Here is a 19682-nt window from a genome sequence, read left to right on the forward strand (position 1 = left end):
AAAAAGTAACTAATTTTTAAACTTTTATTGGTTCGGTCAGTTGTTATCTTTCAATCAAGTTATTTGCCGATTGTTTATTTATGGCTCAATCTAGATATGACTTTAAACGTAATTTAGCTGTTGTTATTGGTATTAATGAATACTCAAATGGTGTTCCGCCCTTAACAACCCCTGTTGCTGATGCCGAAAAACTGGCAAATGTTCTTCAACAAAGCTATCAATATCAAGTTAAGACTCTACTCAATTCACAAGCCACTCTTTCTGGATTAAACTCTCTGCTGACCGATTTCAGAAACAAGAAATTCCCAATAGGCGATACGACTGTGGAGGTTCAAGAGAGCGATCGCATACTCTTTTATTTTGCCGGACATGGAATCGTACCTGCAGATGGAATAGAAAACGATAGTCATTGCAGAGGTTACCTTATCCCAACTGACGCCAAAACTGAAAATCTGCTCCAAACACAAAACCATCTTATACCCATGCAAGACTTGCATGATGCTCTCATAGAATTGCCATGCCGTCATATGCTGGTGATTTTAGACTGTTGTTTTGCCGGAGCATTTCGTTCAAGTTCCTATCGCAACGCCATACCTGCATCCAAAGTTTACAAGCAACATTACGATCGCTTCATTGGGACTCGTGCATGGCAAGCTATTACCTCTGCTGCTTACGATCAAAAAGCCCTTGATTTCTTAGGTTTTTTTGGTAAGAGGGAAAGCGACCAGACACAAGACCATTCCCCTTTTGCAAGTGCATTATTTGAAGCATTAGAAGGTTACGCCGATACGACTCTCAAAAGAGGCGATGGTATTATCACGGCAACGGAAATTTATTCTTATGTGCGGGATAAAGTGGAGCAGATCGCTGACGACCACAAACTCAGCCAAACACCGAGCCTATTCCCCCTGCAAAAGCATGACAAAGGTGAATATATTTTCCTGCTACCTCACTTCAAGCGGGAGAACTTAGAAGATGCACCCGCACTTAAGCCCGAAAACAATCCATACCGAGGACTTAAAAGCTATGAAGAAAAACATTCTTCCCTGTTCTTTGGTAGAGATGAACTGGTCAAGCAATTATATACTCATATTAGCGATCGCCGTCACCAGCTTGCTGTGGTCTTGGGAGTTTCCGGTTCTGGTAAGTCAAGTTTGGTGAAAGCAGGTCTGATCCCTTACTTGCGAACTCATCACGAAGAAGAATTTTATATCTTACCGACTGTTCGACCGACAAAGTCGCCCTTTGGAGCAGTTGCAGAAGCTGTTTTGCGAAATGCTTATCCAGATGAAGCCGAGAAACGACAAAAAATTGCTTACCTCAAACCAAAGCTTAAAGAAGCACCGAGTCAATTTATTAACTTGATTCAACAGTACAACCCAGTTGGGGCTAATGCAAAGTTTTTATTGGTTGTTGACCAATTTGAGGAACTCTGGACAATGTGCAAGACAGAAGAAAAGCGAGAGAGTTTCTTAAATTTTCTGGCACAAGCTTTAGAGACAGATCCTCGCCTTCACATTGTGTTGACTTTGCGGTCTGACTTTGAATTCTATTTTACGGATTCTCCTTTAAAATCCTATTGGGATGCAGCACGCTTTGAAGTCAAAGCGATGAAGTCACATGAATTGCGTCAAGCCATTGAAAAACCTGCAATGGAAAAGATGTTGGATTTCGAGCCACCAACTCTTGTCGATCGCCTTATAGATGATGTTGGGCAAATGCCCGGAGCGCTATCGCTGTTATCGTTTACACTTAGCGAACTTTATATAAAATGCGTAGCACAAGAAAGACGAACCATAACTCAAGAAGATTATGAGGCGTTGGGAGGAGTTGTTGGTTCGTTAAGACATCGAGCAACAGAGGAGTACGACAAGCTTGACTCAGCCCATCAAGCAACATTGCGGCGAGTCATGTTAAGAATGGTAACGCTTGAGGATGGACAGCTAGCACGGCGGCGAGTCCCTGAATGGGAACTTCAATACGCATCTGAGGTAGAGAACAAACAAGTGGAGATAATTCTCAATCATCTTGCTGAAATTCGTCTGATTGTTAAGGGACAAGATATTGGAGGAGAACCTTATGTAGAACCCGCTCATGATGCTTTAGTCAGAGAGTGGGACAAGTTGGAAAAATGGCAGCGACAGGAACATGAAAATCTCATATTGCAGCAACGGTTGACATTTGCCGTTTGTGATTGGAACAAGCACGATCGCGCAATAGGGTATCTTTGGGTGTACGATCCCCGTCTCACGCGCTTAGAGGAATTGCTGAAATCTAAAGATGGTCACTGGCTCAATCAGCAAGAAATAGAATTTGTTCAAACTAGCATCAACAGAAGAAACCAAGAGCAAGAGAACAATAAAAAGCAGCAACAAAAGTTCCAGATGTATCAAGTGACAGCAGAACTTCAACAGCAAGCATATCTCGTCGAACAGCTACTCAGGCTCAAACAAGGAGCGAGCAGTCTGGCTCTTGCCATCGTAGCATTAGGACAGAATTTAGAAGCACTTACCGAAATTCTCAGTCCCATACAATCCAGTTTAAGAGCGGCTGTGGAAAATGCCAGAGAACGCGATATTTTGGGAGTTGGAGATATATCTGCTGTAGCTATTAGCCCTAACAAACAGTATATCGCTTATAGTGTCTCCGACTCATTAAGTTTATGGAATTTTCAAGGGAGTTTTATTAATAGTTTTCGAGTTCCCGAACGCGATCGCATCCAATCCATCGTTTTTAGCCCTGACAGTCAAGCAATTGTCACGGTTAGCAATAATTGTAAAATCCATTTGTGGAGTCTTGATGGTCGCATTCTCAGTGACTTTATCGTTCCTGAGGGTAATATTAACTTCCTAGCTTTTAGCCCTGATGGTCAAATAATTTTAACGGCTACTTCCGATATTGAGGGGAAAGTGCAATTATGGAATATGAATGGCGATCTCGTTCGAGTTTTTTCTATCGCTCAAGAGAAGATTGATTCAGTTGCTTTTAATGGAGAACATATTGTTACTGCTAGTACTGGAAGCCAGAACAAAGTTCGGTTATGGAATATCGAAGGCGAGTTAATCAAAGATTTTCCCATTTTTGAAGAAAAAATCAACTCTGTCGCTTTTAGCCCTAATGGACAATTTATTGTAACTGGTGATGCCGTGAGTCCGGGAAAAGTTCAGTTATGGAGTTCTCAAGGAGAATTTATCGAGAATTTTCTCGTAACTGAAGACGAAATTAATTTGAAAGAACATGGTGTGCAATCGGTTGTTTTTACATCAGATAGCCGGAAAATTATCTGTATCAGTCAATGTAAAACAAGTACTCCATCAGTTGTGCTGCGATTGTGGAACTTAGAGGGCTATCTTATTCAAAAGCAAGTATACTCGGGAAATTACATTTCTGTAAGTGCAGATGGAAAATGTGCTGTTACAGGAAGTTGTGGAAACTTTGGTAAAGTCACGTTATGGGATTTGCAGGGCGATGAAATTGATGTTTTATCAGGGCATAAATCACCTGTTAACTCAGTGGCAGTTGGTGGTGATGGCAAGATTATTGTAAGTGCGAGTGATGGTGGTGCTTGGTTGTGGAATCTCAGAGATGCAATTCGTCAACCGCTACCGCATGAAAGCACTGTCAAGTTAGCTGCTATAAGTACTGATGGGGAAGCCCCCGTAACAGGAACTCACAATGGAATTTTACGTTTGTGGAATTCACAGGGCAATCTCTTACGAGAGTTTCAAGCATACCAAGGTGTGGTAAATGCAATCGCTATTGACAAGGACAAGACAATTATCACTTGTGGAAGCGATGACATGAATGTCGATAAGATCCGGGTATGGGATGGGCACGGCAACTTGCTTGAAGAACGATTTTTTGAAGGTCAAAAAAGCTTTCACAGAAAAGTTGCCATTAGTGCTGATGGCAAGACAATTGTGAGTATCAGTGATGTTGTTAACATCCAAATTTGGAATATTTGGGGTCAACAGATTGCGGAAATTTCTGACGGACACTCAGCTTACGTCAATTCAGTCGCTATTAGTGCTGATGGTCAAACGATTGTCACGAGTAGTGATGATGAAACCATAGGATTGTGGAACAGGGAGGGTAAACCTATCCTCGATCGCCCTTTGTCAGATTCATTTCCCAATTCCGTTGCTGTTAGCGCAGACGGTCAGTATATCATCAGTGGATCTCGCGACAATTGCGTGCGGTTGTGGGATCGGCAAGGTCATCTTGTGGATAGCCTCCTCCCAGGACATGCAGATGTCGTGAGTGCTGTTGCCATTAGCCAAGATGGGTTAACAATTGTCAGTGGAAGTTGGGATGGAATGGTGCGACTGTGGTGGGGTGGAGATTGGAAACACTGGCTGCAAGTCGCTTGCGATCGCCTGCGGTATCACCCAATTTTAGAAGAGCTTTCAGACGAGATTGAGAAACAAGCCTGCGAAATTTGCAGAAAACTTGTTTGGGAAAAAAGCGATTTATGTCATTGTGTCAGCCCTTAAGTGATACGGAGTGGGTTGGTTTGAGGAACAAAACCTAACAATTCTTGTTGATGGGACAAGGGAGAGGGGGGAGAGGTAGCTTGGGGAGCCACTCACGTGCGGGGATGGCGTGGCGTTTGAGGAACAAAACCCAACAATTCTTGTTAATGGAAAAGGCGTGTAAGAAACAAGTTAAAGCCCAATTTGGATATTATGACAAATCGGTCGATCTGTTCATCGATTGACCGTGTCCATAACTGCTTCTGGGTAGCGCGTTCCACTCGTGGCTCCAATCGGTGCAGCATCTTCAATTCGCTGCATATCATTATCACTTAATTCAATTGAGATCGCTTGTAGATTCTCTTCAAGTCGATCGCGCCGTTTTGTTCCAGGAATCGGTATGATGTCTTCGCCTCGTGCTAGCAGCCATGCAAGAGCAAGTTGTGCGGGGGTACAGTTTTTTTCAGTTGCGATTTCTTTAATTTTTGCCACAAGTTGTAAATTGCGTTCAAAATTTTCACCTTGATACCGTGGTAGGTGACGGCGGAAATCATCGGGTGCAAAGTCTTCAGGTTTTTGAATCGTTCCAGTCAAAAACCCACGTCCGAGAGGTGAGTAAGCTACCAATCCAATTCCCAGTTCTCGACAAACAGGCAATACATCTGTTTCTGGTTCCCGCGTCCAAAGGCTATATTCGGTTTGCAACATCGCGATGGGATGAACCCGTACCGCACGGCGCAAGGTATCTGCACCCGCTTCTGATAGTCCGGCGTATCGAATTTTGCCCTCCTGTATCAGTTCTGCGATCGCGCCAATGGTTTCTTCAATTGGCAAATTCGGATCGACTCTGGCTGGATAGTACAAATCGATATAATCTACTCCCAGACGTTGCAAACTATAAGCCAGAAAATTACGCACAGCGACAGGGCGGTTATCATAACCAATGAAATTTCCATCCCAGTTTCGCAAAGCACCAAATTTCACGGCAATAAAAACGCGATCGCGTGGAACTTCTTTGATTGCTTGGCGAATTAGCTCTTCGTTATGTCCAACTCCGTAAAAATCTCCTGTATCGAGAAAGTTTACGCCGAGTTCAATTGCATGACGAATCGTCGCGATGCTTTCGGTATCGTTCGCTTGCTTTCCACCATAAAAATCCGACATACCCATACAGCCCAAACCCAAAGCCGAGACTTGAGCATCAGATTTTCCAAGTTTGCGGTATTTCATAAGTTTTGATTTCTTTGTGTCTCATTACATTACAAATTACAAATTTTGTAACTTGTAATAACCTTTACGAGTTTATCGTATCACGCAAGCTAGTAATGTGACAACTAACAGATATTGAAAAATGTCACAATGCTTGTTGTGACTATATTTTTCCTGCTGTTAGAGATACGGTGAGTAATTTGACAACTGCGATCGCCTGTTCTTCGAGTGGCTCATGAGCACATTCTCGAATCATCAGGGGGTGGTGAAATTTAAGGGTAGCAGCGTTTATTGCGATAGTTGCCAGAGAGAGATCGGCAATTTGGAATTCTCCACTTTCGACTCCACGGGTCAAAATTCCTTGAAGGATGGAAGATAACACCTGCAAGTGATGCTTGGGTGCCGTGCGGTCAACTTCCAGAATGGCAAGATACGCGTCAAAAAGTTCTGGCTCAGCGGCTAGTTTGTCGCGTTTGAGCCGATATAGCCCTAAGACGTAGGCTTCGAGGCACTCCGCAGCAGAATTCGGTTTTTGAGTCATTTCTTGTAAAGCTTGTTCAACACCGCTAAACCAACGTTGCACAACGGCATCCATAACATCCGCTTTAGTTTTGAAGAAGCGATAAACGTTGGCATGCGACATTTTACAAGCACGCGCAATTTCACTAACCGTAGTTCGGGCGTAGCCATACCGTCGGAGATGGGCTTCAGCTGTTGCCAAAATGAGTTCTTGTGTTTCTCGAGCAGTCCGTTCTGTTTGCGCCATTCCAGTTATCAATTGCTACTTTCTCACTAACACATTTTGCCACTGGATTATTAATTCTGTTAGCAAATCCTGATGATGTAATACCAATTCTATATGAGGTTGCGCTGAGAATTCCCTCACATTAGAAATGTGGACGGCAGGCGCTACAAGGGCGGTTTTGGAGTTCCCACAAAGTGGGGTTGGGGGAAACCCGCCTGCAGTGCTGGACTCAGCGCCTGCGCGGGCTAATTAGATGTATCTTTATACAGAAATGGTATAAGAATTTCGACTTGTTTATTAAAACGTTTATATTTTTGTCTGTATTCTTCAAGTGGCAGAAAAATTGTTTTATTAGACGTCTTTGTTAAGCATGAATGCTAATTTTATTGGTTTATTGGTTCTCCCACTTTAATTGACGGCTACTGCCACTTTCCCGACCGGTAGGAATGCCCCGATTTGGTGGTATACGAGCTTCTAGGTGCTCATTTTTTAGAATTTTGACGATTCTAGCAGGATTATTGACAAGATGTAAGAAATTATATCCTTGTCCGTAGTTGGCAAATATAGATATTATTCCTACCGTTATCAATGGAGCTATAAGATATTGCGGCTTCATTGTATGTACCTCAGAAAGAACACTTGTCATACAACTTCACTATTGCCCGTGTATTTTTCTGAGAGAAAATAAAAATCTAGTGTTCTACATCAGTAAAGATTTGGTAAATCTCAGGGGCTTCCGTCCTGTAGCTCCTTTTTTTAATTACGCTTCTAGACGTTCCCAGACTAGCTCAAGGGACGTGAGTGTACCGTTACTGATAATAGGTTGTGTTTTGAGTGTAACTTGGTTCCCGTTCACGGTAAAAGTGCGAACTAAATCTTTGCCTACTCGATTGGGAATTGATGCTACTTCAATATCATGAGTTACTGTGTTCCCATTTAGCGTATATGTACCTGCATATGCATTAAACGTAGAAAATGCTTGTGCGCGTTCTTCTACTGATACTAAGTCTAAATCTACAGCCAGTGGTGTCAGTATATCTCTACTGAATGGCTTGCGATCGCTTGTCGAGAAAAGAACCATCATCCTTCCCCCATCAGTATAGGTAATGTAACCTCTGGGGTTTTCTCCATAGGCTTCGGAATTGGAAGTACCATCCGGATATGTAGCAGTGATTGAGATTAACTTCCAAGTTCCCAGTAAAGGGTTACTTTCAGCAGACATCAATAACTCCAAGTCAAGCAGCACAACATTGGTACAGAAAAATTGTACTTGAATATATAAAGATTATTTTCAAAAAACTGCCTTCATTCTTATCAGTGTTAACCTAGCGATCGATAGCTAATACAGCAATCCTAAATGAAATCTAAAAATAAGAGTGAAGACTGCTAATAGCTAATGGCTAATGGCTAATGGCTAATGGCTAATGGCTAATTGCTTTTTGACCATTAGCTATTAGCTTGGGTATTGTCGTCTTTTCAGGCTGGCTTTTCCTTTGTTGAGCAAGGAAAAGAAAGCGATAGATTGTATGGGAGATGATAGATATGGGAATAGTTATATTTTTAGCTTTTTGCTTTCTTTGGTTGATTGGCTTAACACTTCTAGCAGAAATGTGGTTTTTTGAAGAAGAACAGATGTTTTAATTGTATAAACAAAACAAAAAGCGCTCCTTTTTGGGGAGCGCTACGATGAGTTAGACTTTGTTCAGCATTACTAACAAATTAACCGTGTTACCTAAACCTTAACCGTTGATAGCAGGAGCGCTGATTGCAACAGGAGCAACTTCAGTTGCAGCTAAGTCGAGGGGGAAGTTGTGAGCGTTGCGCTCGTGCATGACTTCCATACCGAGGTTAGCGCGGTTGAGGATGTCTGCCCAGGTTCCGATAGCACGACCTTGTGAGTCAATTACCGATTGGTTGAAGTTGAAGCCGTTGAGGTTGAACGCCATGGTGCTGATGCCCAGTGCGGTGAACCAGATGCCTACTACTGGCCATGCTGCCAAGAAGAAGTGCAAAGAACGGCTGTTGTTGAAGGATGCGTATTGGAAGATCAAGCGACCGAAGTAGCCGTGTGCTGCGACGATGTTGTAGGTCTCTTCTTCTTGTCCGAACTTGTAACCGTAGTTCTGAGACTCGGTTTCAGTTGTTTCACGTACCAAGGAAGAGGTGACCAGAGAACCGTGCATTGCACTGAACAGAGAACCACCGAATACACCTGCTACACCTAACTGGTGGAAGGGGTGCATGAGGATGTTGTGCTCTGCTTGGAACACCAACATGAAGTTGAAGGTGCCAGAGATTCCCAAGGGCATACCGTCGGAGAAAGAACCTTGTCCGATGGGGTAGATCAAGAAGACTGCGGTAGCGGCTGCTACAGGTGCGCTGAATGCTACGCAGATCCAAGGACGCATACCCAAGCGGTAGGACAATTCCCACTCACGACCCAAGTAGCAGAATACGCCAATCAGGAAGTGGAAAATTACCAACTGGTAAGGACCGCCGTTGTACAACCACTCATCTAAGGAAGCCGCTTCCCAGATGGGGTAGAAGTGAAGACCGATGGCGTTAGAAGAAGGAACAACGGCACCGGAGATGATGTTGTTACCGTAGAGCAAAGAACCTGCAACAGGTTCGCGGATACCATCGATGTCTACAGGAGGAGCAGCGATGAATGCGATGATGAAGCAGATGGCTGCGGAGAGCAGTGTAGGGATCATCAATACGCCGAACCAGCCGACATAAAGGCGGTTTTCGGTGGAGGTGATCCAGTTACAGAACTGCTCCCATACGTTTGCGCTTTGGCGCTGTTGTAAGGTTGCTGTCATGGTTTTATGATTGCAATAAGCTTTCAGAAACTTGCGTAGGCGTTTTTGCCTATAAATTTAATTTACATCTGTTTACTAAACTTTACAATAGAATTAAGTTGAGTAAAGCTAATAAAACTCATAAGCGGACTTTATACTATTTAGCGGTGTTGGCTCAAAAGTTAAATGAACCCATCGTCAGCTCGGATCGCGTTACCAATTACCAATCGGGTAGCAAGATGGTAAAAACACCTCTCCCGTTTCTATAGAAAGAAAGCCCCGATCTATTCCTGCTCCATAGAGTTTGGTAAGATTTTCTTCAATCCAAGTAGCAGTTTCGGGATAACCTAAATCAATTGCCCGTTGCAAAGTTGCCACCCAACTGACCAATTTAGTAGGATCGGCAGTATGAACGGCGTAAAGTCCGAGCCATACACTTTGCGGTACTGAAACAGGACTGGTGGCAAAGGCTAACTTCTCTTCCGCATTCTGTGGCTGTAGAATTCGATTATCTACCACTACGATTTGTCCGCGATCTGAGGGCATTTCTCCTGAGTAAGTGACTGTTCCATTCAGTTGATAGTCCCAGGGGACAAAGAAATGAACGATTAGGTATTGCAGCCACTCAACATAGCGATAAAACTTCTCGTGACCGTCCCACTCCAAACCACATCCATCAGGAGTGGGTTGCCATTGGCAGTACAGTCCGGGTTGTCCTTTAGGAGGACGGTTTTCATCAATAACTGAGTCGGCTGCTTGTGGATGTGATTCGTTGATGAAATAACCTCCTTCCTCGCCCAAAGGGAGACCCACAGCATCGCGACCGGGATCGGGAATTGAGGATAAGATAGAGTGCGATCGCTTAACTCGTCGGGTACGAGCAAAGTCTAAAAGGTACAGTGCTTGATAGTCAAACAAGGGACGGTGAAACTGGAATTTGCCTGCGAATTCAGTTGTGTATCCCATAGGTGATATGGTACATAATCTCTGGTGAACTACCTACACCGCCTGAGTACAGGTCGGTGTAGGCTTTTGGTGTATTCTTAATACTTCGATAGGGTCGAGGTGTACATTACTGTAGCACCCCTCCCATCCAAAACCGTGCTTGCGGCTTTTACCGCACACGGCTACTCAGTGTGTTATCCGTTTGTCACGTCAGGCTTCCTAACCTTTTGCTTTATGAAATTGGGAATATCATTTATCCAATTCCATTCAAATTTCTCCCAGAATTGGGATAATTTCTTCAGGAATTTGAGTTGATTTTTTCTCCTAATTTCTTTTAGGTCAATTGCGGTTTTTTCGTCATGGCAGTGCCGATGTAATAATTGAAGATTTTTGTATTCATCCTTACCGCCTAGGGCTTTGGGGATTTTGTGGTCTTCTTCAACTACATCCCAATCTTGGAAGCTTAATCCACACCAAGGACATTTACCCTTTTGTTGCTGCTTGCCCGAAGGGTCGGAGGACGCAACTTGATTGCCCCAAAATTCATGAGGACAGTCGCGTGCGGGGGTTCCCCCCGTTAAGCGAACTGTCCGTCCCACACTGCCACTTAGTGGTTAGGTGTGGGGCTTCTTTTGGTTTAAGCTAAAGATTTTAAACAGATTATGATTGGTGAACCTGAAATTGGTACCACTGCATCAGCGCAGTTAGTGGTTGAAGATCGAGATTTAGCCAGTAGCATCAGTCGTGAATCTCAAGATAAATTTCCTCCAGTGTTTGCCACTGCCCGAATGGTAGCATTAATGGAAACAGCAGCAGCCCGTGTCCTCCGAGAGTTTTTAGAGACAGATGAACTCTCAGTCGGTGTATCTGTGGATGTTTCACATACTGCTGCTACACCTCTCGGCATTGCTGTCACTGCCAATGCACGTTATGTAGGACGGGAGAATAAGCTTTGGGTTTTTGAAATTTGGGCAGAGGATAACGGTGGAGAGATCGGTCGGGGTATGCACAAACGTGCTGTAGTCAATGTGGAGCGGTTGCTCGCAGGTGCAACTCGTCGCAATGCCACATCCTTGGAATAATGCTTTGCGCGAAATAATGTATTGGTCAATACATTTGTTTGCAATACTTAATGTTCGATAAACTAATCATTAGCATTTCATGCTACTGTGAAGAACAGTAGTATTTTTTTGCATCCATATGTGTAAATTACTTGGCATAGAGTCATGAGCGTCTGACAAAGCCCTTCTGCCTTCTTCTTGACACTATAGAAAAGAAAAAAGCATATGAGCACAACACGTAAGATTCGTTTGGGCGCATTCATTCAAGCCACCGGACATCATGTTTCCGCTTGGCGTCACCCAGATTCACAAGCAGATGCTGGTTTAAATTTTGAGCATTACAAGGAGATTACTCAAACCGCCCAACGCGGCTTGTTTGATGCAGTTTTTCTAGCAGACAGCGTAGGAATTTGGGGCGGTACTCCGGAAACTCAATTTCGCAATGGTAAGGTCGCCCATTTCGAGCCAGTTACCCTTTTCTCCGCCTTGTCCTCTGTAACTCAAAATATCGGTTTTATAGCAACTGCCTCGACCACTTATGAAGAACCCTACACCCTTGCACGTAAGTTTGCCTCTTTGGACTACTTGAGTCAGGGTCGGGCGGGATGGAATGTAGTGACTACGGGCAATGAAAATGCTGCAGCTAATTTTGGTCGCGATCGCCACCCAGAACATAGCGAGCGTTATGAACGTGCTGAAGAGTTTGTGGAAGTGGTGAAAGGACTGTGGGATAGTTGGGAAGATGATGCCTTTATCCGTGACAAAGAATCTGGTATCTACTTCGATTCCAACAAATTGCATACACTCAACCACAAGGGCAAACATTTTTCCGTACAAGGTCCTTTAAACGTCGGTCGTCCGCCTCAAGGCTACCCGGTCATCGTTCAGGCTGGAGCTTCGGAGCCAGGACGGGACTTGGCTGCACGGACTGCTGAGGTGATTTTTACTGCCAATCAAACCCTGGCAGATGCACGAGAATTTTATGCTGATGTCAAAGGTCGGTTGGCAAAATATGGGCGATCGCCAGACGATTTAAAAATTATGCCTGGTGCTTTCCCAATAATTGGACGTACTGAGGAAGAAGCCCGAGAAAAGTATGAATTCCTGCAATCTTTAATACATCCCGATGTAGCCTGGGGTATTTTGAAAAACTATTACAAAGGTGTCGATCTGTCAAAGTATTCCCTAGACGATGTGGCTCCCGAACTACCTGAGGACACCAACGCCAACAAGAGCCGTCTCAAACTCGTGAAGGATTTAGCAACTCGCGGTAGTTTGACATTGCGCCAGTTGTACCTCTCTCTTGCAACCGCACGAGGTCATCGCACCATACTTGGCACTCCCGAAAGCATTGCCGACCAACTAGAAGAATGGTTCAACAACGATGCGGCTGATGGCTTTAACATTATGCCTCCAATCTTACCTACAGGATTGGATGACTTCGTTAACTTAGTCATTCCCGTGCTACAGAAACGCGGGCTGTTCCGTACCGAGTACGAGGGCAGTACTTTGCGTGAAAATCTTGGGCTGCGCCGTCCTGGAAATCGTTTTGCTGCTAAACAAGAGGACAAGAAATTGGTGTTAGCTTAACTGACACTCCCAGAAATACTGCAAGAATTTGTAATTATTTGAAGGAAAAAACATGAGTAACTACAACCGATTAAAGACCTCACCTTCTGCTGCAATCAGAGCAACTCTGGATCACCCGGTAATCGACACTGACGTTCACACGAATGATTTCACTCCGGCTCTTGAGGATTACATTGCTAACTACGGTGGCGTGAAACTGGTGGATGAACTGCGTAAGACAGAAGCCTCCCGTCTCAACTCCAAAACTAACGGCAAAGATTGGTATCAGCAAACTCCTGAAGAACGCCATTACAACCGCACAATTCGCTCGCCTTGGTGGGCGAGAGTGACTCGCAACACTTTAGATCTTGCCACTTACATTCTCCCCGAGCTGCTTTACGAGCGTCAGGCAGAGCAGGGCTCGGACTATTCAGTACTCTTTCCCAATAATGCTTTAGCAGCAGTTGGCGCTAGCCTGGAGAACCGTCAAATCTTGCAACGTGCTATCAATCACTATCATGCCGATCTTTACCGTAAATACAGCGATCGCCTGACACCAGTAGCTGGAATCACATTGACAACTCCACAAGAAGGCATTGAGGAGTTAGAATTTGCCGTGAAAACACTGGGGCTAAAGGTTATCAATATTTCTGGTGGTGTCAAACGACCTATCAAAGCGATCGCAGATAAGTATCCAGCAGATAAATTTCCTGAAGTTGCCAAATACGCTTCCTATATCGATTTTTACGGGTTGGATAGCGAGTACAACTACGATCCTTTCTGGGCTAAAGTTGTGGAACTCGGTGTGCCTGTTACTACTCATTACGGCAGTCAGGGATGGACGGGACGTTCTTCCATCAGCAACTACATGAACAACCATATCGGTCACTTTGCTGATGGCTCAGAAGCATTTGCTAAGGCACTGTTCTTCGGCGGTGTCACCAAGCGTTTTCCGCAGTTGCGAGTCGCTATGCTTGAAGGTGGTGCGGCTTGGGGTGCTAATGTCTATATTCATTTAGTCGATCGCTTTTCCAAGCGCAATGTGAAAGCACTGCAAAACTACAACCCCGCTCTGGCAAATTCTGACGAGCTATTTGAGTTGTTTGAGCGCTATGGTGCAGAAATTACTCAAGGACATTCTCTTAACAAGGAAGAATTGACAAAGAGCGTCCTGGGTTCTTCATTCAGCCGTCACAGCCGTCAGCCAATTGGTAGCGAATTGGATGATTTTGCAGCAGCAGGTATTGAAACAATAGAGGATATTCGCGATCGCTGGGTGAACAATTTCTTCTTTGGTTCCGAGTCTGACGATCGCACCGTAGCAGCAGCATTCAACGACAAAGCCAATCCATTAAGTGTCAAGATTAACGCCATCTATTCCTCAGATGTCGGTCATTGGGATGTACCCGATCTAACCGCACCACTGGCTGAAAGTTGGGAACTCGTTACAGAAGGTGTGATTTCCGAAGGTGACTTCAAGTCCTTTGTCTTCGCCAATCCCTACAAGTTCTACACCGAAGCTAACCCTGAGTTCTTCAAGGGTACGGCGATTGAATCTCAGGTAGGCAATATTGATTCCGAGCCAGTGGATAAGAACTTGGCAGTGGTGTAAATAACTGCATTTGTATTTGTCGTTGCGCTGTCTATACCTGCGATACACCTATGGCGTGTTTTCAAACTCTTTTAGAACAAATGCGATCGCCCCTAAAAAGATGTTTGTAGAGTTGTACAACATCTTAATTTGAAACACCAAGCGATTGCAATCGCGGCTACACAAGCAAAGTCGTACAACATCTCAATTTAAAACACCAGGCGATTGAAATCGCGGCTACACAAACGAAGTCGTACAACATCTCAATTTAAAACACCAAGCGATTGAAATCGCGGCTACACAAACGAAGTCCGCCTACGCGGACTTTTTTTGTAGAGCGTCAGAATTTTATTCTTACGGTTACGCTACAGTTTCTAAACCACGAGATTTCACTTGACGCTTATTAGTCACAATTAGTTTGATTGGGCGATCGGGTGCGGTTACTAAACCACGTCGTTTAGGTTTCACTTCACCATTATCAACTAGCTTTAATTCTAAATTAGAGAGGATTTTAGCTAGTGCTATTTTCATTTCAAATTGGGCAAAGGCTAAACCAATGCAGCGTCTGACACCAGCGCCAAAAGGCAAATACTCGTAGGGAGAAAATTGTTAAGTTCTCTACAAAATAACCGTCTGCATCTTTGACTTGTTTTGTGCCTTCTTAAGGTACTTATCTGAAATACCTTCATTATGCTGACTCCAAAATGGTTTAACTAACGGACGGGGTTAATAGGGATCGATCGTTGCTTGATGCAAGTGCGAACTTTTATCCCAGTTATGGGAACTAATAGAGTTGTCCCCACAAATCCCAACGGGCGGGGGAAATACAAAGTCTCTCCAATAAAGCAAAACAAAGGTCCCGCAAGTCTAAATTTACTCTCCTTCCGTAGCGAGCGCCAATCAATTAAAAACTGGTTACTGGCGAACAAGGGAGGGCGAACTCGGAGAGCCTTTGTTATCACTAATCACCCGGACACGATATGAGAGATGGAATCAGTAAGCGGGGGTAAGTCTATTTGTACTTAGTATATAAGAAGACAGAATTGCACACTGTCTGCGGGCTTGTGCGTTTTGCAAGACAAGACGCTTGAGAAGCTCCAGACCGCTATTTCCAGTTGTGTCGGTCACTAAAATTATTTGAATCTTATCGAATTCTTCAGCAGCAAACGACTATTGCCTTAAGAATACCGTGCAGAGAATCAATCTCCTCCTAAGGCTTAGAGATCGGTCGAAAGGAAGGCAAAAATATATAGATATTATGTAGAAAATGATAGAAACCGTTGTGGAGGTTTCTACAACTTTGGGTTGATGTCAACTCAAGCGATCGCCTCACCCTTGGCGCGATAAGCCGGGTACGGCTTGCGCCAAAGGCGATAAGGCCCTCTTTCAGCTTGCGCTGACGCTATCGCTGCTGACAACACGATTGAAGGGAATATAATTATGAGTCAACAATTAGCTGACGAAAACGCTGTTGGCATGGCACATTTGTCGCCAAGCAAGATAGCGGTCAACTTAAAAATTAACGGTGCAGTTTACAATTTACAAATCGAGCCGCGTGTTTCTTTGCTCGACGCTTTGCGCGAGTTTGCTGGACTCACGGGAACGAAGAAAGGGTGCAATCAGGGGGCGTGTGGTGCCTGTACTGTACTGGTTGACGGCGAGCGCATCAATTCGTGTTTAGCACTCGCCGTTCAGTACGAAGGTGTGGAAATCACTACAATCGAAGGCTTGACAAATGACGGCGAACTGCACCCGCTACAAGCTGCCTTCGTCGAACACGACGGGTTTCAGTGCGGCTACTGCACTCCCGGACAGATTTGTTCTGCGATCGGAATGCTCAAAGAATTTCAGCAAAATCTGCCGAGCGCAGTTTCGCCTAGTATGAACGGAGAATATGAATTTTCCGATGAAGAAATCAGAGAACGGATGAGCGGCAATTTATGTCGCTGCGGTGCTTACGTCGGCATTACCGAAGCGATTCACACCGCATTCGATCGGGAGGCGGCACGATGAAAAATTTTATTTATCAGAAAGCCAAAAGCGCAGACGCAGCGATAAATTTAATCGGACAAAACGCAAACGCAAAATTTTTGGGTGGCGGAACGAATCTGGTTGATTTGATGCGCGAAAACATCGAGCGATTAGATGCCGTGGTGGATGTGACGCATTTGCCTGCTGAAATCGAAGAAACTGCCGACGGCGCAATCAGAATCGGTGCGGCGGTGAAAAACACTGCCCTTGCCAATCACGAAACAATCCGCGAGAAATTTCCCGTTCTTTCCCAAGCCATTCTCTTTGGTGCGTCGGGACAAATCAGAAATATGGCAACCGTCGGTGGCAATATATTGCAGCGAACGCGCTGTTATTATTTTTATGACAACACGGCACGATGCAACAAACGCGAAATCGGTACGGGCTGCGATGCGATCGACGGTTTTAATCGAATTCACGCGATTTTAGGCGCATCCGATGCCTGCATTGCCACACATCCATCGGATATGTGCGTAGCGCTCGCCGCCCTTGATGCACGAGTTTTGGTTCGAGGCGCAAACGGCAGCCGCGAAATTGCGTTCAATGATTTTCACCGTCTTCCCGAAAATACGCCGCACATTGAAACCGCGTTGCAAGATGGTGAATTGATTACGGCAATTGAAATTCCTCGAAACGATTTCGCCAAAAATTCGCTTTATCAAAAAGTGCGCGATCGAGCGAGTTACGCTTTTGCATTGGTGAGCGTGGCGGGTGCTTTGGAAATCGAAAATCACCAAATTAAAAACGTGCGAATCGCGCTTGGTGGCGTGGCGCATAAACCTTGGCGGGCATTTGCAGCAGAAGAAGTTTTGCTGGGTTTACCTGCAACTGAAGAAAATTTCTGGCGTGGGGCGGAAGCTGAATTAGAAAACGCGAGGGGATTTGCCAACAACAGTTTCAAAATCGAATTGGCGAAACGGGTGATTGTTGGCGTGCTGAAGGAACTGGCGGAACAAGGAGGAACAAACCGATGAGCGATATGCAGAAAATTATGGAAACCGTCATGCAGTATGCGCCCGACAAAGAACCCGCTCCGCTATCTCAAAATCGGCGCAGTCCCATCGGAACTCCTTTGAGCCGCGTTGATGGGCGATTGAAAGTCAAAGGTGAAGCTCTTTTCTCGGCGGAGTATAATGTTGAAAATCCGGCTTATGCTGCGCTTGTTTACAGTTCGGTTACAAAAGGAAAGATTGCGAAAATCGACGTATCGAAAGCCGAAAAAGCAGACGGTGTTTTGGCGATCGTCACCTACGAAAATGCTCCGAAAATGAACGACCCGTTGCTGTTCAATCCAAGTGGCGGCGATGGTTCGGCGGCGAGCGATCTGCCGATATTACAGGAAGCAGATGTGCATTGGAACGGTCAGCCAATCGCTGTCATCGTTGCTGAAACGCAGGATTCGGCGGAAGAAGCTGCCACACTTGTTAAAGTTGAATATGAAACGGCAGAGGCGGAAGTTTCTTTTGACGCTTTGAAAAAGATTGCCAAAACGCCTGAGAATATTCTTGGGGAGCCGCCTGAAATCAAAATCGGCGACGCGGAAAACGCATTAGATGCGGCAGAATTTAAGGTTGACAATCTTTATAGCACGCCACGCTATAACCACAATGCGATCGAGCCGCACGCGACTGTTGCCGTCTGGCACGATGATGAAAGTTTAACCGTTTTCGACAGTACGCAATGTATTCACAACTTAAGATATACCCTCGCTGCGATCTTCGGCATTCAACCCGAAGCCCTGCGAGTCATCTCGCCGTTTGTCGGTGGTGGATTCGGTGGTAAAGGCACGATGTGGTGGAATACGGCACTTTGCGCGATGGCAGCGAAAGTTGTCAGCCGTCCGGTGAAACTATCCGTTTCACGCGAAGGCGTTTTTCGCATTGTCGGCGGGCGCACCCCGTCGGAACAGCGCGTTGCACTCGGTGCTGGTAAAGACGGAAAATTCACTGCCCTCATTCACAGTGGTATCACGGCTACAACGACGCATAACAATTTCCCCGAACAGTTCACCTTTCCAGCGCGACATCTTTATGCTGCGGAAAATTTTTACGTCGGACAGAAAGTTGTCAATCTCGATACGGTGGCAAATACTTTTATGCGTGCGCCCGGTGAATCCATCGGCACCTTCGCGTTAGAGTCGGCGATTGACGAACTGGCTTACGAACTAAAAATCGATCCGATAGAACTCCGGCGCATCAACGAGCCAACAAAAGATCCGGTAAGAGATGTCGCATTTTCGATGCGTAATTTGACCTTGGCTTACCAGCGTGGAGCAGAAAAATTCGGTTGGAACCATCAAGCACCGCGATCGCAAAAGGACGGTAAATGGCTTGTTGGGCAGGGCGTGGCGACAGCTTATTATCCCTATTATCGTTTCGTTTCAACCGCTCGCGTGCGAATTTCTGCTGACGGTACGGCAGTCGTTCAAACCTCAGCACACGAGATGGGCATGGGAACGGCAACGGTGCAGATTCAACATGCAGCAGAGAGATTGGGGTTGCCAGTCGAGCGAGTTTCGTTTGAATACGGCGATTCAAATTTACCCCAGGCACCGTTTGCTGGCGGCTCGAATCAAACTGCCAGTAACATTGCAGGGATTGCAGCAACGATTGAAAAGGTTGTGCGCGAACTGCTCGCGCTAACTGGGGACGATTCACCGCTTTCGGGTTTGAAGTACGAAGACATCGAGGTGCGTGACGGCGGCATTTTTAGCAAGAAAGATGCATCAAAAGGCGAAACTTACACGTCGATCTTGCAGCGTGTTGGGCAAAAATATGTTGAAGCGGAAGCGACATCGGGCGAGCCTTCGGAGATGATGGAATATTCGATGGGTTCATACGGCGCACAGTTCTGCGAAGTCCGCATCAACGAAGAAACTGGCGAAGTGCGTGTTTCGCGATGGTTGGGTTCATTCGACTGCGGAAAAATTCTGAATCCGAAAACTGCGACGAGTCAGTTTCGCGGCGGCATTGTTATGGGCATTGGAATGGCGCTAACCGAAGAAACATTATTTGACGAGCGAAAGGGGCGAATCATGAATGCCTCACTCGCCGAATATCACGTTCCGGTTAATCTCGACGTGCCGCATATTGAAATTATTTACAACGATATTCCCGACAAACACGCTCCTTCAGGCGTACACGGCATTGGCGAAATTGGCATCACGGGCGTGGCGGCTGCGATCGCTAACGCGGTTTTTAACGCCACGGGCAAACGTATTAGAGAGTTGCCGATTACACTTGATAAACTGTTTTGAGC

14 protein-coding genes and 1 pseudogene are annotated in these 19682 nt (G+C 45.3%); 7 read left to right on the plus strand and 8 right to left on the minus strand.

Annotated elements, in window-relative coordinates; all coding sequences use genetic code 11:
• The first annotated feature begins 80 nt into the window (after window positions 1–80).
• Entirely contained in the window at window positions 81–4493 is a 4413-nt protein-coding gene (locus HC643_RS11545) for an nSTAND1 domain-containing NTPase (RefSeq protein ID WP_050045692.1), read from the plus strand.
• A 213-nt stretch (window positions 4494–4706) separates the two neighbouring features.
• On the opposite strand, the gene HC643_RS11550 is transcribed toward HC643_RS11545, so the two are convergent.
• The 7 genes from HC643_RS11550 to HC643_RS11580 form a co-directional block, all read right to left on the minus strand.
• The gene (locus HC643_RS11550; protein WP_038092135.1) at window positions 4707–5702 is read right to left on the minus strand and encodes an aldo/keto reductase; all 996 of its coding nucleotides are present in this window, start codon (window positions 5700–5702) and stop codon (window positions 4707–4709) included.
• Between the two features lie 142 nt (window positions 5703–5844).
• On the minus strand, window positions 5845–6447 hold the full coding sequence (locus HC643_RS11555) for a TetR/AcrR family transcriptional regulator (RefSeq protein ID WP_050045693.1): 603 nt from the start codon (window positions 6445–6447) through the stop codon (window positions 5845–5847).
• 370 nt (window positions 6448–6817) lie between these two features.
• Window positions 6818–7042: a hypothetical protein gene (locus HC643_RS11560; protein ID WP_137986265.1), complete on the minus strand. Its 225-nt coding sequence runs from the start codon at window positions 7040–7042 to the stop codon at window positions 6818–6820.
• A 144-nt stretch (window positions 7043–7186) separates the two neighbouring features.
• Entirely contained in the window at window positions 7187–7648 is a 462-nt protein-coding gene (locus tag HC643_RS11565) for a lipocalin-like domain-containing protein (RefSeq protein ID WP_050045694.1), read from the minus strand.
• 517 nt (window positions 7649–8165) lie between these two features.
• Window positions 8166–9248 carry a photosystem II q(b) protein gene (gene psbA, locus HC643_RS11570; RefSeq protein ID WP_038076523.1) on the minus strand — a complete coding sequence of 361 codons (1083 nt, stop codon included), beginning with the start codon at window positions 9246–9248 and terminating at the stop codon, window positions 8166–8168.
• A 192-nt stretch (window positions 9249–9440) separates the two neighbouring features.
• Window positions 9441–10193, minus strand: coding sequence for a hypothetical protein (locus tag HC643_RS11575; protein ID WP_038089439.1), 753 nt, complete (start codon window positions 10191–10193; stop codon window positions 9441–9443).
• 173 nt (window positions 10194–10366) lie between these two features.
• Window positions 10367–10771, minus strand: a complete 405-nt coding sequence (locus HC643_RS11580; RefSeq protein ID WP_038089436.1) for an HNH endonuclease — start codon at window positions 10769–10771, stop codon at window positions 10367–10369.
• A gap of 63 nt (window positions 10772–10834) precedes the next feature.
• On the opposite strand from HC643_RS11580, the gene HC643_RS11585 reads away from it, so the two are divergent.
• The 3 genes from HC643_RS11585 (at window position 10835) to HC643_RS11595 (ending at window position 14414) form a co-directional block, all read left to right on the plus strand.
• The gene (locus tag HC643_RS11585; protein ID WP_038089433.1) at window positions 10835–11254 is read left to right on the plus strand and encodes a thioesterase family protein; all 420 of its coding nucleotides are present in this window, start codon (window positions 10835–10837) and stop codon (window positions 11252–11254) included.
• Window positions 11255–11458: 204 nt separating this feature from the next.
• The gene (locus HC643_RS11590) at window positions 11459–12823 is read left to right on the plus strand and encodes an LLM class flavin-dependent oxidoreductase (protein ID WP_038089431.1); all 1365 of its coding nucleotides are present in this window, start codon (window positions 11459–11461) and stop codon (window positions 12821–12823) included.
• A gap of 52 nt (window positions 12824–12875) precedes the next feature.
• A complete protein-coding gene (locus HC643_RS11595; RefSeq protein WP_038089429.1) occupies window positions 12876–14414 on the plus strand; it encodes an amidohydrolase family protein in 1539 nt (512 codons plus the stop codon).
• 339 nt (window positions 14415–14753) lie between these two features.
• On the opposite strand, the pseudogene HC643_RS11600 reads toward HC643_RS11595, so the two are convergent.
• Window positions 14754–15002 (minus strand): annotated as a pseudogene (locus HC643_RS11600) (cytochrome P450); the annotation flags it as partial.
• Between the two features lie 831 nt (window positions 15003–15833).
• Here HC643_RS11600 and HC643_RS11605 point away from each other — a divergent pair.
• From HC643_RS11605 to HC643_RS11615, 3 genes are read left to right on the plus strand one after another with little or no spacing between them, the layout of a single operon-like run.
• Window positions 15834–16406 (plus strand): 2Fe-2S iron-sulfur cluster-binding protein, encoded by a 573-nt coding sequence (locus HC643_RS11605; RefSeq protein ID WP_082051691.1) that lies wholly within the window; start codon window positions 15834–15836, stop codon window positions 16404–16406.
• Window positions 16403–17398, plus strand: coding sequence for an FAD binding domain-containing protein (locus HC643_RS11610; protein WP_038089422.1), 996 nt, complete (start codon window positions 16403–16405; stop codon window positions 17396–17398). Before HC643_RS11605 ends, HC643_RS11610 begins: the two co-directional genes overlap by 4 nt.
• The gene (locus HC643_RS11615) at window positions 17395–19680 is read left to right on the plus strand and encodes a xanthine dehydrogenase family protein molybdopterin-binding subunit (RefSeq protein WP_038089420.1); all 2286 of its coding nucleotides are present in this window, start codon (window positions 17395–17397) and stop codon (window positions 19678–19680) included. The genes HC643_RS11610 and HC643_RS11615 overlap by 4 nt, the downstream gene beginning before the upstream one ends.
• Window positions 19681–19682 lie beyond the last annotated feature (2 nt).

The organism is Tolypothrix bouteillei VB521301 (assembly GCF_000760695.4).
Classification (GTDB): domain Bacteria; phylum Cyanobacteriota; class Cyanobacteriia; order Cyanobacteriales; family Nostocaceae; genus Scytonema; species Scytonema bouteillei_A.